Source organism: uncultured Campylobacter sp., from assembly GCF_938030145.1.
Taxonomy (GTDB): Bacteria; Campylobacterota; Campylobacteria; order Campylobacterales; family Campylobacteraceae; genus Campylobacter_B.
Genome location: NZ_CALHGM010000009.1, coordinates 87,971 through 101,326 on the forward strand (window position 1 = coordinate 87,971; position 13,356 = coordinate 101,326).

Annotated in this window: 11 protein-coding genes; 5 read left to right on the forward strand and 6 right to left on the reverse strand. The window is 46.2% G+C overall.

Annotation, left to right across the window (positions count from 1 at the left end):
• Positions 1-6: 6 nt before the first annotated feature.
• The 4 genes from Q0323_RS02540 to petA form a co-directional block, all read right to left on the reverse strand.
• Positions 7-1,938 (reverse strand): FTR1 family protein, encoded by a 1,932-nt coding sequence (locus Q0323_RS02540; protein WP_298051182.1) that lies wholly within the window; start codon positions 1,936-1,938, stop codon positions 7-9.
• A gap of 219 nt (positions 1,939-2,157) precedes the next feature.
• Positions 2,158-3,261, reverse strand: a complete 1,104-nt coding sequence (locus tag Q0323_RS02545) for a c-type cytochrome (RefSeq protein WP_297880687.1) — start codon at positions 3,259-3,261, stop codon at positions 2,158-2,160.
• A gap of 2 nt (positions 3,262-3,263) precedes the next feature.
• Entirely contained in the window at positions 3,264-4,523 is a 1,260-nt protein-coding gene (locus Q0323_RS02550; protein WP_298051184.1) for a cytochrome bc complex cytochrome b subunit, read from the reverse strand.
• A gap of 9 nt (positions 4,524-4,532) precedes the next feature.
• Complete coding sequence (gene petA / locus Q0323_RS02555) at positions 4,533-5,039, reverse strand: ubiquinol-cytochrome c reductase iron-sulfur subunit (protein WP_298024154.1); 507 nt, start codon at positions 5,037-5,039, stop codon at positions 4,533-4,535.
• A gap of 181 nt (positions 5,040-5,220) precedes the next feature.
• On the opposite strand from petA, the gene Q0323_RS02560 reads away from it, so the two are divergent.
• Positions 5,221-5,442 (forward strand): hypothetical protein, encoded by a 222-nt coding sequence (locus Q0323_RS02560; protein WP_298051187.1) that lies wholly within the window; start codon positions 5,221-5,223, stop codon positions 5,440-5,442.
• A gap of 236 nt (positions 5,443-5,678) precedes the next feature.
• On the opposite strand, the gene ccsA is transcribed toward Q0323_RS02560, so the two are convergent.
• Entirely contained in the window at positions 5,679-9,113 is a 3,435-nt protein-coding gene (gene ccsA, locus Q0323_RS02565) for a cytochrome c biogenesis protein CcsA (protein ID WP_298051190.1), read from the reverse strand.
• 309 nt (positions 9,114-9,422) lie between these two features.
• Complete coding sequence (locus Q0323_RS02570) at positions 9,423-9,914, reverse strand: CreA family protein (protein WP_298026422.1); 492 nt, start codon at positions 9,912-9,914, stop codon at positions 9,423-9,425.
• Between the two features lie 98 nt (positions 9,915-10,012).
• Here Q0323_RS02570 and Q0323_RS02575 point away from each other — a divergent pair, with 98 nt between their 5' ends.
• From Q0323_RS02575 to Q0323_RS02590, 4 genes are read left to right on the forward strand one after another with little or no spacing between them, the layout of a single operon-like run.
• On the forward strand, positions 10,013-11,383 hold the full coding sequence (locus tag Q0323_RS02575) for a phosphomannomutase/phosphoglucomutase (RefSeq protein ID WP_298051191.1): 1,371 nt from the start codon (positions 10,013-10,015) through the stop codon (positions 11,381-11,383).
• Positions 11,380-11,625 (forward strand): CmeU family protein, encoded by a 246-nt coding sequence (gene cmeU / locus Q0323_RS02580; RefSeq protein WP_298051192.1) that lies wholly within the window; start codon positions 11,380-11,382, stop codon positions 11,623-11,625. Before Q0323_RS02575 ends, cmeU begins: the two co-directional genes overlap by 4 nt.
• Positions 11,618-12,631 carry an alanine racemase gene (locus Q0323_RS02585; protein ID WP_298051193.1) on the forward strand — a complete coding sequence of 338 codons (1,014 nt, stop codon included), beginning with the start codon at positions 11,618-11,620 and terminating at the stop codon, positions 12,629-12,631. Before cmeU ends, Q0323_RS02585 begins: the two co-directional genes overlap by 8 nt.
• Positions 12,628-13,341 carry a LemA family protein gene (locus Q0323_RS02590; protein ID WP_297988084.1) on the forward strand — a complete coding sequence of 238 codons (714 nt, stop codon included), beginning with the start codon at positions 12,628-12,630 and terminating at the stop codon, positions 13,339-13,341. Before Q0323_RS02585 ends, Q0323_RS02590 begins: the two co-directional genes overlap by 4 nt.
• Positions 13,342-13,356 lie beyond the last annotated feature (15 nt).

Below are 13,356 nucleotides of genomic sequence, written 5' to 3' on the forward strand. Positions count from 1 at the left end.
TCCTTATTAAGATTTGTTTTTTTGCTTATTTTTTAAGATTAAAATTCCTACGATTAGAAGCACGATCATCACCGCTTGCGGCACGAGGCTCTGGACGTAAGGATAAAATCCGATCCACGTAATCGTTGGAAGCCCGTCTATTACCGTAGGCACGAATACCTTGCCCTCGACTAGCTCCATCACGCCCTTGCCCACAAATACGACGGACATATAAAATATGATGACCGATGTAGCGATGAAAAATGGCTTGATAGCGATTTTAAGCGAGAATTTTTTGATGACGATATAAACTATGATAAGAGCCGCCAGACCCGCTACGAAGCCTGCTGCTACCATGCTGGTGGCTGCCGGACTTTTAGCATCGAAAAGTAGTGCCAGATAAAATAGCACCGTCTCTGCGCCCTCGCGATAAACTGCCAAAAATACCGTCCACCAAAGCATCTTGCTATCGCCAGAACTTAGGCTGTTTGAAATTTGACCTTGGATATAGGCGCTCCACTTTTTGGAGCTTGCATTTGAAAGAAGCCAAAAGCCCACGTAAAATAGCAGCACCACGGCGATTAACATCACCGCGCCCTCCATCACTTCGCGCGTTTGTCCCGCATTTTCGCTACCAAAGATATAATTCAGCCCGTAAGCCGTAGCGATACTTAGCACAACCGCGACGCCAAGAGCGCTGTAAACGATATTTAGGTGCTTTGAGTTGCCGGATTTTATAAGCAAAGCGATGACTGCGGCTACGATGATGAGCGCTTCAAATCCTTCGCGCAAGATGATGATAAACGCGTATAAGAATAGATCCCAGTTGCTTGATTTCTTCGTTAGCTCTAGGCTTTGGGTAAGCTGATCAAATAGCTTGTTTTGCGCCGCTACGATCTGCTCTTTGGAAGCGCCCGCGCGCATAAGAGCTGAAATTTTATTAAAGCTTGCTTCGGTGTCTAGCTTGAGTTGAGTATTTTTAGCACCGACGATATTTTCCATGCCGCTCTCTTCGTATTCGTCGAAGTAGATATTGCCGCTTTCGTCGATCGCGTCATCAACCTTGCCGCTCTCGTAAAGCTGCAAAACCTTAGCCATTTTGTCTTTGATATTTTGCACAATCGGCGTAAAATCCTTGCCCTCATCCTCACTAGTATCGCTTTGTGCTAGCGCAGTCTGCGGCGCTATGGAGTAGCTTTCTTGCGGCAAATCATTTACAGCTTTTAATGCTAGATTATCTAGGGCGTTTATCGCTTCGTCAAATTTTGATTTGTCCGTATCTGCATCCTCGCGCAAGAGATTTCCGATAATTTGCTGGATTGATTGATCGGTCTGAGATGAGACATATTTTCGCACTGCCTCCTCTAGACGTTCGTTGCGGTAGATATCAAATTTAGCGCGATTTAGCGCAGCTTTTAGCGCAGCAGTGTCTTTCTTATCAAACGCAGCTTTAGCGTTATCCAGCTCAGCTTTAAATTCCGTATAGACGCTCATCCACGGCGAAGTTGTACCGGATGCTGCGGAATTCCCGCCTGAGGCTGGCGCAGAAGTGCTGCCATCGCCTCCGTCTTGATACTCGGCTACGAGACGATGACCAGATTCAATCACAGGCAGAACCTCGTCAATCTCGCGATTTAGATTATCGATCATTGCTTGGATCTCATTTAGAGGCTTTTCAGCTTTGATCGCTTTACGGATATCGCCGAATTGCTTCTCCATATCGTAGGATTTTTTCTGACTTAAATTTATGCGAATGCCGGCTTCTAAATTTTCAAAATGCCCGAAATACGCCTCTTGGGTTATCTTTCTGGCCTCAGAATTATTACCATCGACATAAAGCTTGATCGCTTGAGCGAATTTCTCTTTTATCGTCGCTGCTTCGGCGCGATAATCTGTATCCGCAAAAAGCATAGCAAGCGGAAAAATTAGAGCTAAAACCGCAAATTTAAAAAATTTCATCTGAACCTTCTTGAGTTAAATTCATACATTAAATTTCAAAATCGAGCGGCAATTATATGTAGAAAAATCTTAAAAAGTAATAAAAAAAGCGGTTATCATAAAGCACGAAAGCGGCTAAATTCTCAATTGCAAGAGCTTTTTGATAGATGGAATTTAATAGAATTTAGGATATGGCGGAATTTTAAATGGCAGTCGGATTTTACTCCGACCGCTAAAATTTTAATGAAGTTTCGACCAAATTTTGCTTTTCCAAAGACCTGCAAAAACAGAAAGGATCAAGAAATAGATCATAATATTTATGGTTGTAGCTTCACGCTCAGCTTTTTTGCTATCGCCTACGTCAGCTAGATATTCCACGACCTTGGCTTCAGCGTTTTCGTTCAAGCCTACGCGCGGCATCGAAGTGCCTGGAAGCTTCTTTTGCGTATCATTGATAAACTCGTGTAGATAGTTGGCGCCCTTAGAACGGATCATCATCGAAAGATCAGGAGGCGTCGAGCCCATATACGCAGCCAAGCTAGCCTTGTCGCTGGATGCAAAGAGCTTATCATATTTGACGTCGTGGCATCTTAGACAAGCATCCTCAAAAACCGCCTTACTTAAAAGGAATTTTTTCTGCGCTTCGTCTAGTTCGGTGCCTTGCTTGATGCCGCTAGCAGCAGCCTCAGAGGCGATTAGTTTATCCTCGCTAGGAGCTAGCGACTTTAGATAGGCTACGATATCGGCGATCTCTTGATTTAAATCGCCGCCTGCACCGAAAAACCCGGGCATCGGAAAAGGCTTTTCGTCACCAAATTTCTGATCTAGCTTAAGAGCCATGATCGGATCTTTGATGAGTGCAGCTAAGAATTTATCGGTGTATAGATAGCCTGCGCTGCTAAGATCCGGAGGATTGACGCCGTATGCGGCACTAGCGCTTGCTGCGTCCATAGGAGCGGGGATATTTGCACTTTTTACTCCATGACATGCGGTGCAGCCTGCATTTGTAAAGGTTTCGGCGCCTCGCACGGCATCGCCTTTGCTAAGATCGATTTTATTTATCTCATCCCAAAAAAGCACCGTTTTGTCTTGTTGCTCTTTTGCGCTGGCAAGGGCTTTTTTAGAATTTTTTATCATCGTCTCATCTCCGCCCTTTTCGGCTGCGGCCAAAGCGCTTTCTGCTGCGGCTACGTTATGCGCGGCTAAAGCCGTATCGCCTGCTGCAAAATCGTAATTTACCGGATCGGTGTGCGGACTAAGCTTAGTATGAGCATAAGGCTCGATAAACCAGTATAAAATTCCCACACAAAAAAGCACTAAGATTAGGGTTCTTATCTCTTTCATGGCTAGACCCTCTTTCTTTCTGCGATTGTAATTAATGGAAGCACTACGACAAGCAATCCAATATAGACGATCGATAAAGCAAAGCCCCAGTATTTATTTTCGATACCAAGCTCCGCGCCGTCTGCAGGGAGCTTGCCGAAAAGGCTAAGCAGGATCATGTCGATTACCAAAACCCAAAACCAAATGAAAAACGCCTTGTTTTTGTGCGCGGGGGCTACTACGCTGCTGCGATCAAATAGTGGGATAAAAAACAGCGAAACTCCAGCGAAGGCAAAGGCGATAAGCCCGATATCGGCGGCCTTAAGCGGTCCTACGTCAAAGTAAAATCCGCGCAGAATTTCATATTCCCAGAGGAAGTACCATTCCGGATAGATATGCGTCGGGGTTTTGAGGCTATTTGCCGGCTCGAAATTTATCGGATCCATCGCAAAATCGAAATGAAAGCCCACCAGATAAAAGAAAAATATCATAAAGATACTGACGTAGAAAAAATCTTTCGCCAAAAAGCCCGGCCAAAACGGAATTACCTTACTTTCGCTAGTTTTTCCTTCCAAATACTTCTCGCCCTCGAGCTCAAAGTCAATCTCCTCGCCGTCTAGGTTATTTACATGCGGAAATCTAAGCGAATAAAAATGCACTGCCAGCACCGCTACCACCACGAGAGGCAGCAAACAGACATGAAGCATAAAAAATCGTGTCAGCGTCGGATCACTAACAGCATAATCGCCGCGAATCCATTCGACTATTGCATCGCCAACTACGGGAATTCCACCGAATAAATTCGTAATAACCATCGCTGCCCAGTAGCTCATCTGCCCCCAAGGAAGCATATAGCCGCTAAAAGCCTCCGCCGAAAAGATGATGAAAAGCAGCATTCCGCTTACCCAAATCATCTCTCGCCCTTGCTTATACGAGCGGTAATAAATAGCTACTAAAGTATGAATGTATAAGATCAAAAATACGACCGATGCCGATACCGCGTGGATATGTCGCCATAGCCAACCGTATTCGACCTCCTTCATAATCGTAAAATTTACGCTATCAAATGCCAAATTGACATCTGGCTTATAATACATCACGAGCATTAGTCCACTAACGAACAAAACTATAAATAGCGTCATCAAAATAACGCCCATCGCCCAAAGGAAGCTGATATTTTTAGGAATCCAATACTCGCTTACCATCACCTTGAAAAATTTCGTTACGGCGAGCCTTTGGTCGAACCAATCCCAAACTCCCGTAGCCTTTCTGATATGTGCCATCTGCGCCTCCTATACTTTCTGCTTTAGGGCTTGGTATTCGGGGCCCTCTTCGCCTAAAACGAGTTTCGTTCCGTCGATTTTAAAGGGCGGTATATCCATAGGGCGTGGCGGCGGACCAAATACGTTTACGCCGTTAGCATCGAAAATCCCGCCGTGACATGCACAGATGAATTGTTGCGTCGATGGCTTGTAGCTAGGAATACAGCCCAAATGCGTACAAAGCCCTATGCAAAGCGTATATCTAGCATCTCCTACGACGACATCACGGGCATCGTTTTTAGGCATATCGGCGGTCTTTTTAAGCACGAAAATCGGCTTTTTGCGCCACTGCGTTTGATACAGCTCGCCCTCTTTGATCGGACTTAAATCTACCGTAGTGACGCCGGCGGCGCGTACGCTAGGTAACGGATCCCACGATTTCTTCATCCCCACGAGTGCGAAAACGCCACCCACAGCGGCAACCGCGCCGAAAGTAAGCCCGATAAAGCCTCGTCTATCCTGTTTTAGATCAGACATCTTTATCCTTTCAAATTAAAAAATTGATAAGCGTCAATTTTAGCCAAATAAAGATTAAATCAATATGATCATAAGCAGAAATTTAGCTTAATCTTGCAAGCTAAATTATATTTTAAGATAATTTTAATGCCTAGCGAGGCGTTTTCGCAGTTTAAAATTTTATAAATTTTCAAATTCTATCATGTTCTATCATGGCGCGGAATTTAAAATTTTAAAATTTTGTCGCGCAAGAGTTATTGCGACAATGGCGTGCGAAATTTTAAAATTTCGACATCATAAATCAAATTTCATAAAGCGCGAGATTTTAAATTTAAAGACGAGCATAGAATTTATAAAATCAAATTTTAAAATTTCACTGCTCGGCTATGGTAGCGGCGGGGCGAATTTTGCACTAGCGCGCTAGCTGAAATTTTAAAATTCTAAATTACGTCGCGCTTCCGTCGCATGCAAAAATTCCGCTAGAAGCAAAATTTAAAACATTAAAACCCCATAGCGGCGCAAATTCCAAATCATTAGAATTTTACTACATCACAAAGTTTCAGGCATCAAAATTCCCTTGCGATACATTCTGTCGCGATGCAAAATTTTAAAATTTAGCGCAATCACGAGCCATAAAATTCTATAAAATTCTGCGGGGTTTTAAAGCCTAGCCGATTTGCCCGAGCGGAAATACGCCGCGATCGCAAGGGCCACCATCGAAGCGACCATCACGTACGCCCAGCCGGGCACCGGAATGCGCTCGCCGCTAGCATATGAGTGCATGCCGCTTAGGTAGAAATTTACACCAAAATAGGTCATTATGACGCTAAAATACGCAAACATCGAGGCTACGGCAAAAGCGAATTGATTATTGAGCTTAGGCATAAATCTAAAATGCACTACCACCGCATAGATGAAAATCGTAATGAGCGCCCAGGTCTCCTTCGGATCCCAGCCCCAATAGCGCCCCCAGCTTTCGTTAGCCCACACGCCGCCTAGGAAGTTGCCGACCGTCAGCAAACAAAGCCCTAGGATCATCGACATTTCGTTGATATGCGTAGCCTCCGTGATATTGCGCGCAATCTCGGGGTTTTTCTTGTCGAACAGAAACATCACGAGGGTAAAAATTCCAAGCAGCATGCAAAGACCTAAAAATCCGTAGCTCGCGGTGATTACCGAGACGTGGATCGTAAGCCAGTGAGATTTTAGAACCGGCTGGAGATTAGTGATCTGCGGATCGATGTCGCTAAGATGCGCCACCATCAGCGTTATGCCCGCCATTATTGACGTTAGCGCCAGCGAAATAGCGGATTTGCGCGAGAAAAATATTCCGCTTAGCGACAGCGCCCACGCGATGTAGATGAGCGATTCGTAGGAGTTACTCCACGGCGCGTGCCCCGAGACGTAGCCGCGCAGCGCAAGACCTGCAGTATGTGCGATGAAAGCGACGATATTTACGACGTAAACTAGCTTAAACGCGCCGCCTAAGCGAAGAGTGGGCTTCATCATTCGCAAAAAGATAAAGATCAGAAGCAAAAATCCCGAGATAGTGTAGATCGGAAAGAGGCGAGAAAAAATTTTAGCCTTATTAAATAAAATTTCATATTTTATCGCGCTTTCGCTAGGCATTAAATTTGCGCCGTTTTGTGCCTGATATTTTTTGACGTAGCTTAGCATCTTTTCTGCGCCGCTCCAATCCCCGCTTTCTTGGGCATAGACCACGGACGAAACGAATATTCCCATCATCTTTTTAACTTCAGTTGATTCGTTTTGATCCAGCGCATCGCCTAGATATAGCGGCGAAAGCCACTCGTTATTTTTAGCGTTCTTAACCGGAATAATTCTAAAATAATCCCCCATAAACGCCGAGTAAAAGACGTTTACGCGCTCATTTACCTTGATGATCTCTTTATCTAGCACACCGCGATTGCCCAAAGGCTTTCGGTTGATTTCCTCGACCATTTTATCGAGCTTGTAGTAGCTCTCGCCGCCTTTAAATTCAAAAAAATCCATCATGCTGGCGTGGCTTTGCTTTTCATCCATACCTAGAATTTTTTTAAGCTCCGGCTCGCTAACCTTGATGATTGGCGCACGCCTCCAGTAGCTTTGATTTAGCATAAACGAAAGCGCAGCGGCGTTATGGTTTAAAATTTCGCCATTTGGAGCCTTGTAGTTGTCGGCACGGTAAATTTTATTTAAAAGCTCCCTAGAAACGGTATCAAAAGGCTCCATTCGCCCATCAAATCCCTGAATTACGAGGCTTGCTAAATCCTCACTAAATTTAGGATCAAATTTCGGCACGGCTAGTTCGCCTCCCATAGTAGAAAAATTATGCGGAGGGATGGAGTCTTGCTCCGCCGCAGATTCTTGCGAAACGGAGCTCTGCTTGGAATTTTCGGCGGCGGAATTCTGCACGGAATTTTGCGCAGAATTTTGCGAAGCGGGATCTTGCACGCTAGCCGAGCTTTGCGGCGCTGAATTTTCTGCGGCTGCATTTGAGGCAGAACTTTGCGAAATAGAATTTTGAGTCGTGAAGTTTTGTTCGGCATTTGCTGTGCTAGGATACAATGCAGCCGAGCTCAAAGCCAACGCGCCTACAAATGCTAATGCCGCGCCTTTAGTACCGCGTCGCGATTTTTTGGCGCGTTTTGATGCAGAGTTTTCTGCGGAGCTTGCGGGCACCGAGCTAGACGCCGAATTTTTAGAATTTACATCTTTTTCTCGAGCAAGATGCGTATTTTCGCTGATTAAGCGCGAGAGCTTGAAAAAGCGCGAGCCCCGGTTGAAAAAGTTAAAAAACATCCCTACGCAAAGCAAAAAATAACCGATGTAAGTTGGAACTTTACCGGGGTCTTTATTGACCGAAAGCACGGTGCCGCGCTCGTCTGTATCGTATGAGCTTTGGAAAAATCGGTATCCGCCGTAATCGAGCACGTGATTCATAAAAATATCATAATCAAAGCTCGTATTGCTGTCTTTTAGCGTGATTTCGCTTTTATATCCGGAGGGCGAATTGGTGCCCGGGTAGCGATCCATCACAAAGTCGCGAAGCGCGATTTTAAAAGGCAGATGAAGCATCTTTGGCGCCAAGGCTACGATGAAATTCTTATCACCCATCTTGTAGCTAGCACCATGCGAATCCCTAGGCACGTAGATTTCGCGACTCTGCCCCGCAAAGCTTAGCGTAGCTACTACGCCGGGCTCACCCGGTAAATTCGCAGCGACCGGGACGAATTTCTCGACCGCGGAGCTAAGCAAGCTAACAGGGGCGAAATTTATCCCGTCGAAGTTGTAAAGCAAGAGATTGCCTAGCGGATTATCCTCGTTTCTCTTAAGCGGCGCAGTGCTCATATCAGCCATTTTAGTGGCGTTTATATCAAGACTTGAGTTTAAATAGAATTTGCCGTCTTTGGATTTTATGTAGATGAAATTCTTACTTTTAGGCTCTGCGTTAAAAGTGATACTAAGCTCGCCTATCTCCATGCTTTCACCCGATTGCAAGGAGACATTTTGGCTGCCAACGTTGTTGGAAAATAATAACTCCACGCGCGCAGGAGCCTGTCCGGTCGGATCTTGCACCCATTTTAGCTCGCCGTGTTCTATTAGCTCTTTAAATTTTAAATTTGCGATCCTACCCTCTACGTCTAGATTGAGATCGAAGTTCATCCGTCCTGCGCCGTTTAAAAATTTGCTCTCGTCAGCAGATATAAACTCGCCGTCACTGCCTAAAGTAAGAAGCTGAACGACCTCGTCTTTAGTCGTTACGATCGAGCTCTCGCCGCCCTCTCTTATATGGATATTGCCCTCAAAGCCGAAATATCTAGTCAAAATCGCTCCAGCAAGCATAAACAAAAAGCTCGCGTGAAAGATTAGCGCAGGCAGCGTGCGAAGTTTAATCATGCGGTAGCGATAGATATTGTAGGTTAAATTTATTCCCAAAAGCACCATCAGCGCGCCAAACCATGCAGTAGAATAAACGATCGCCCACGCTACTTCCGTGCCGTAAGCGGTCTCTACAAAAGTAGCGATCGCACAGGCTAGCGCCAAAATCAGTAGCATCACTGACGCGCACTCCATACTAAAAAATGTCTTCATTGATTTCCTTTAGATTTACGAGGGTTTTCAAAATCGCGAGATTTTAGCAAAAATTGCTTAATTTTTCATTTTACGACCTGCAAGCGCACGCCTACTAGCGTAGCTCAAATATGCGTTAAGATGCTCTGATAAAGCGGTCAAATTCTCATCTTAGGCATTCGCGCAGAAATTTAACGGCGCGGATAAATTTTGTAAAATGCTGCAGAATTTGGCAAAATTCTATGTAAATTTCATGCGTCATCTCATCGCGTAATTTCTAATTTAGAATTCCGCTGCGATAAAATTTTATCTTTGCGGAATTCCTTATTATTATTTTTTGCCTTGGGTATATGCGAGCTCGCACACGTCGCCCACGGCTTGGTGGCACGGGATCGCCGAGATCGAGTTATTAGGCGAGCCATCAATCACTTTGTCTGAATAAACCAAATAGATCAGCGAGCCCTGCACCGCGTCGTAAAGCCTAACTACGTGGGTCTTTTTGAAGATTAACGAGCTGCGTTTTTCAAAAATATCCTCTTTTTTCAGCTCCTCTTTGATGATGATTTTAGGCGCTGTCTGCACGCACGAAACAGAAGCTTCGGAGCGGTCCTCCTCCACGCCGATGATCTCTTTGGCGCCGCCTTTTTTGGCGTAAGAGACGTAGCAGGTCACGCCGTCGATCTTAGGATCTTTAACCGCGATGACTTCGATGCGATCGTCTTTGCCAAAAATTCTAAACGAAGTATTTACGCTACCTACGAGCTCGTAATCGCCCGCGCAAGCAAAAGCCGCTAAAATCGCTACTAGAATAAATTTTTTCATAACCATCCTTTGGAATTTTAGCGGCGATTTTATCATTTATAATATAAATATTAAGCAAGTTTTTATAAAATACCGCGATTTAAATTTAAAGGAATTTTATGATCGAAGATATCTTTAGAGAATACGATATTCGCGGCATCGTGGGTGGGGAGCTAAACGAGCGCAGCGTAAAGGCGATCGGCTTCGCGCTTGGCAAACATATCGCAAATCTGGGGCTTGAGCGCGTTAGCGTGGGATACGACGCCCGCCTTAGCGCGGATGAGCTTTTCGGCTATTTTGTAAGCGGGCTAAATTTTGCAGCTCTGCGAGTTTATAATATCGGCTTGCTACCGACGCCGGTGGGCTATTTTAGCGTATTTACGCATAAATTTGACGCAAACGTAATGATTACCGGCTCGCACAATCCTAAAAATTACAACGGCTTTAAGATCACGATCGGCACGGACAGCTTCTTCGGCGAGGATTTGAAGCGCCTAGGTGCGCAGGTGCGGGAGCTGATGAGTTCAAATTTTGAAATTCCAACTGATGTAGGCGCCCAGAGGTATGATATTTTAAGCGAGTATCTAGCATATTTTGAGAAGGAATTTGCGGCTCTTAAGGGCTTTGCCGCGCCCTTTATCATCGACTGTGCAAACGGCGCCGCAGGCGTTACGGCTACTAAAATCATCGAAAGGCTGGGACTAAACGCTAAAGTTTTGTTCCCGCAGCCCGACGGCAATTTCCCAAACCACCACCCGGACCCCAGCGAGGAGAAAAATTTAGCGGATCTTAAAGCTGCGATGAAGCAAGACGGCGTGGCTCTAGGGTTCGGCTTTGACGGGGATGCCGATAGGATCGCCGTGCTAACTCCGCGCCGCAACATCAAAGGCGACGAGCTAGCCTGCCTGCTTGCTCTAAATATGACCCATCCGCGCATCCTAGGCGAGGTCAAATGCTCGCAGGCGATGTACGATACCATTGATAAGATCGGCAAAAGCTTCATGGGTAAGACCGGCCACAGCAATATCAAAAAGGCGATGAAAGAGCTAGGCATCGACCTTGCCGCCGAGGTTAGCGGGCATATCTATTTTAAGGAGCGATATTTCGGCTTCGATGACGCCGTGTATGCGATGATGCGCGTGCTTGAGCTCGTAGCTAAAGGATATGATTTAGACGCCGAACTAGACAAGCTACCGCGAGTTTTTAGTACCGACGAGATAAAATTTAATACGAGTGAGGAGGCGAAATTTAAGATCATCGAAGCTCTTAAAGCTCAAATCCACGCAGGTATCGCGGAGCTGCCACCCATCCGCGATATTATCGAGATCGACGGCATCAGAGTGCGGTTTGATAACGGCTGGGCGCTCGTACGGGCAAGCAACACCACGCCTGTGATCGTAACTCGCTTCGAGGCCTGCAGCCCTGAGTTTCGCGACGAGATGCAGCGCGTATTTTTAGGTAAACTAGAAAATTTAAAGGACCAGAGATGAACGAATCTGAAAAGCAAGAGGTTGAAAAAAATATAAAAGAGCTTTTGGCTGCGAGAGCGGAATTTTTTAAATTCTTAGATGAGCGCGTGCCAAAAATCGCGGATACCGACGTATTTGATTTCGAGCGCGCAGGTGCGGCTAGCCTGAAAGAAGTTTATGCGAAATTTTATGGCTACGATTACGCCGCGCGCAAGCTGCTGCCATATTTATACCGCACTTATGGGCTAGACTTCGATGTCTGAGATCATCTTAGATCGCGCCGCTTATGCGCACAATCTAGCGCAAATCGCCGCCAAAGTAGGTGGAGCGGAGCGAGTATTTTTGGTAGCCAAGGATAATTCATACGGCCATGGCTGCAGGCTTTGCTGCGAGGAAGCGGCAAAGCTAGGCTTCGTACGCGCCGTAATGCGAAGTGCTGCGGAAGCTGCGCAGATCGCGGATTTATTTGATGAAATTTTAGTGCTCTCGCACATTCCGCGCGGGGACGAGGACGAGCGGTTTTGCTACGCGGTAAATGATCTGAGCTACCTCTCGCGTCTTAAACGAGGGCTTAAAATTTATATCGCTGCAGATACTGCTATGCACCGCAACGGCATCGCTGCGAACGAGCTAGATGAGGCGCTTAGGCTATGCAAGGCGGGCGGATTTAAGCTTCGTGGCTTTTTCACACACTTTCGCGCAAGTGACGAGCTAAGTGGAGATTTTTTCGCACAAAGGCAAAATTTCATAGAATTTAAGCGTATCGCGGGACAAAAAGCCGCCGCTGCGGGCTTTGAAAATTTAAAATTTCATTCGAGCAACTCCGCAGCTATCGAGCGAAGTGCGGGCTTTGAGGACGAATACGTGCGCGTAGGCATGGCGCAGTTCGGCTATCCGCAATTTGACGAGAGCCTAAATTTACGCCCTGTGCTAAAGCTCTATGCCGATCTGATCAGCTCGCGCGTGCTGAAAAAAGGCGAGCGCGTGGGCTACGGCGCGAATTTTGAAGCGCCACGCGATATGATGATCGGCACATACGATCTGGGCTACGCAGACGGGCTATTTCGCTACGACGGCGAGGGCGAGCTAGCGCTTGCAAGCGGGCAAAAAATGCTCGGAAAAATGTCGATGGATAGCTTCTGCGCGGAATTCGGTGGCGAGCGTATCTGCGTGCTGGGCGACGCGCGAACCTGGGCAAAGCGCTTCGGCACGATCGAATATGAAATTTTAGTCAAATTAAATTCCAACATCCCAAGGAGATTTCAATGAAAGAGCTGCAAGGAGAAAATAACGAGCGTATAGGTTACGACGATAAAGGCTTATCCGCGCGAGGCGAGAGCTTTGGCGGAGAAGAGTATCCGCGCCAAAAAGGAGGGCTTCATATCTTAATCAAAGCTCTAATCGTCTTAGTGATTGCGGCGATTGCGTTTGCGATATTTGCAGTGCCGGTTTACAATAAACTCGTAAGCAAAGATGAAGAAGTTAAGGCTGCGTGGAGCCAGGTACAAAACCAATATCAGCGCCGCGCCGACTTGATTCCAAATTTCGTAGAAACCGTCAAGGGCTACGCAAGCCATGAAAAAGATACCTTAGAAGGCGTCATAAATGCCCGCGCTAAGGCAACCGCTGTCAATATCAATGCAGAAAGTTTAGCGCAAGATCCGGAGGCGTTTGCGAAATTTAACGGCGCTCAAGGCGAGCTTAGCTCAGCCCTATCGCGCTTGATGCTGGTAGTCGAGCGTTATCCGGATCTTAAGGCAAATCAGAATTTCGCCGACTTGCAAAATCAGCTCGAAGGCACGGAAAACCGCATCGCCGTAGCGCGCAAGGACTACATCGCTTCAGTGCAGGAATACAATAAGCTAATTAGAACCTTCCCTACGAACATCATCGCGCGCATCGTAGGACTAGGCGGCGCCAAACCTAGCTTTAGCGCTGATAGCTCAAGCCAAAAAGCCCCTAGCGTCTCGTTTAAATAACGCTAAAGGCGGCAA

Coding starts and splice junctions, on each gene's coding strand:
- Q0323_RS02540 (WP_298051182.1), bottom strand. CDS start 1,938: ATGAAATTTTTTAAATTTGCGGTTTTAGCTCTAATTTTTCCGCTTGCT.
- Q0323_RS02545 (WP_297880687.1), bottom strand. CDS start 3,261: ATGAAAGAGATAAGAACCCTAATCTTAGTGCTTTTTTGTGTGGGAATT.
- Q0323_RS02550 (WP_298051184.1), bottom strand. CDS start 4,523: ATGGCACATATCAGAAAGGCTACGGGAGTTTGGGATTGGTTCGACCAA.
- petA (WP_298024154.1), bottom strand. CDS start 5,039: ATGTCTGATCTAAAACAGGATAGACGAGGCTTTATCGGGCTTACTTTC.
- Q0323_RS02560 (WP_298051187.1), top strand. CDS start 5,221: ATGTTCTATCATGGCGCGGAATTTAAAATTTTAAAATTTTGTCGCGCA.
- ccsA (WP_298051190.1), bottom strand. CDS start 9,113: ATGAAGACATTTTTTAGTATGGAGTGCGCGTCAGTGATGCTACTGATT.
- Q0323_RS02570 (WP_298026422.1), bottom strand. CDS start 9,914: ATGAAAAAATTTATTCTAGTAGCGATTTTAGCGGCTTTTGCTTGCGCG.
- Q0323_RS02575 (WP_298051191.1), top strand. CDS start 10,013: ATGATCGAAGATATCTTTAGAGAATACGATATTCGCGGCATCGTGGGT.
- cmeU (WP_298051192.1), top strand. CDS start 11,380: ATGAACGAATCTGAAAAGCAAGAGGTTGAAAAAAATATAAAAGAGCTT.
- Q0323_RS02585 (WP_298051193.1), top strand. CDS start 11,618: ATGTCTGAGATCATCTTAGATCGCGCCGCTTATGCGCACAATCTAGCG.
- Q0323_RS02590 (WP_297988084.1), top strand. CDS start 12,628: ATGAAAGAGCTGCAAGGAGAAAATAACGAGCGTATAGGTTACGACGAT.